1 protein-coding gene and 2 pseudogenes are annotated in these 1,309 nt (G+C 44.5%); all 3 read left to right on the top strand.

Annotated features, from left to right (window positions below):
- Positions 1–252 (top strand): annotated as a pseudogene (locus L4B77_RS20030) (IS5 family transposase); the annotation flags it as partial.
- A gap of 132 nt (positions 253–384) precedes the next feature.
- Positions 385–1,071 (top strand): annotated as a pseudogene (locus L4B77_RS20025) (COG3650 family protein); the annotation flags it as partial.
- 76 nt (positions 1,072–1,147) lie between these two features.
- On the top strand, positions 1,148–1,306 hold the full coding sequence (locus L4B77_RS20020; protein WP_429752618.1) for a hypothetical protein: 159 nt from the start codon (positions 1,148–1,150) through the stop codon (positions 1,304–1,306).
- The last annotated feature ends 3 nt before the right edge of the window (positions 1,307–1,309 follow it).

Here is a 1,309-nt window from a genome sequence, read left to right as displayed (position 1 = left end):
GATGCTCATAACCCTAAAAGGATGAGCAATTTGGTGGCGTATTCTGCCTTAGGTCCCATACGCTGGCAAAAGAAAAAGCAGTATGGAAAACGGAATGTCTCAGAGAATGCGATGCACCGTTACAAAACAATTATAGGCCCCAAATTACACAGTAGAGACTTTAACAATCAACAACAGGAAATGATGCTAGGCGCATCAATATTGAATAGATTTACCCAGCTTGGTATGCCCGAGAGCTACCGAGTCGCCTGATGGCATCAAAAGACAGAGTGGGTTGAGTACGGAAACAAAGCCAGTCTGAATAGAAAAGGTGTCGGGTTCTGTTTTAAATAACCAATATGCCATAATAAATCCAATTAACGCTCGCTCTGAGGAAGATATAACATGCAGGTAATAAAAAACCCAGTCATCTGGCTGGTCGCATTTGCTTTACAAGGCTGCGTAACCGCACCAGAAGCCCCAAAAAAGCCACAACGACCATCCGCAACTTTAGATAAACCTCAGAGCATTCAACCGCAAACTTTTATCATGCGAGGTCAAGTGGTTGTTGGCCATGAAAGCCGAACGTTTACCCCTTGCGGTAGCCAACAGCAGTTCTGGCTAGACTTATCTCCAGAGCTCGCTCTAGAAGCTCAAGGGCTAGTCACTAGACCTTATCAAACCTTATACGGTGAGCTAATCGGCCATCTAACTGTGCCGAGCCAAACGGGATATAATGCTGACTTCGCAGCCCGTTTCGTGGTTGATCAAGTCAATGTTCTAACGACCGAGAACTCGAATCGTTGCGACCAACCACTGCGCTCGACTCGTGCATTTGGCAATGAACCATTCTGGTCAGCCACTTTTAATAACGATCAGCTTAAATACACTAAGATGGGGGAAGAGCCACAGCTTCTCAATATTGAGTCAAGCCGCACCACAGCAAGCTCTCGTGATTACCAATTGCAAGGCAACACAGAACAAGACTCACTTAACCTCAAAAAAGAAAGTTGTAGTGATGGTATGAGTGATTCTATCTATGGATGGCATGCCAAGCTTAACCTCAATGACAGTAACTATAATGGCTGCGCGAGGCTTTGTTGACGCGCTCATAAAATCGTCAATTTTGATTTGAGCGTGCCTTACTTTATCCTTGCCATCTATCTTCGTGTCCAGTTCAAAAATCATGCCTTACAAAGACAACGAATCCAGACGTCATCACTTCAAAAAGCACACCTATCGGCAAACCAATTATGCTGAATACAACCAAAGTCTTCGTGATCGTGGGCGCATTGATATCTGGTTATCTGACGACATCATAGCATAGAGA

The sequence above is a fragment of the Vibrio minamisatsumaniensis genome (assembly GCF_050337445.1).
Lineage (GTDB): Bacteria > Pseudomonadota > Gammaproteobacteria > Enterobacterales > Vibrionaceae > Vibrio > Vibrio artabrorum.
This window is presented reverse-complemented; position numbering and strand designations above follow the sequence as displayed.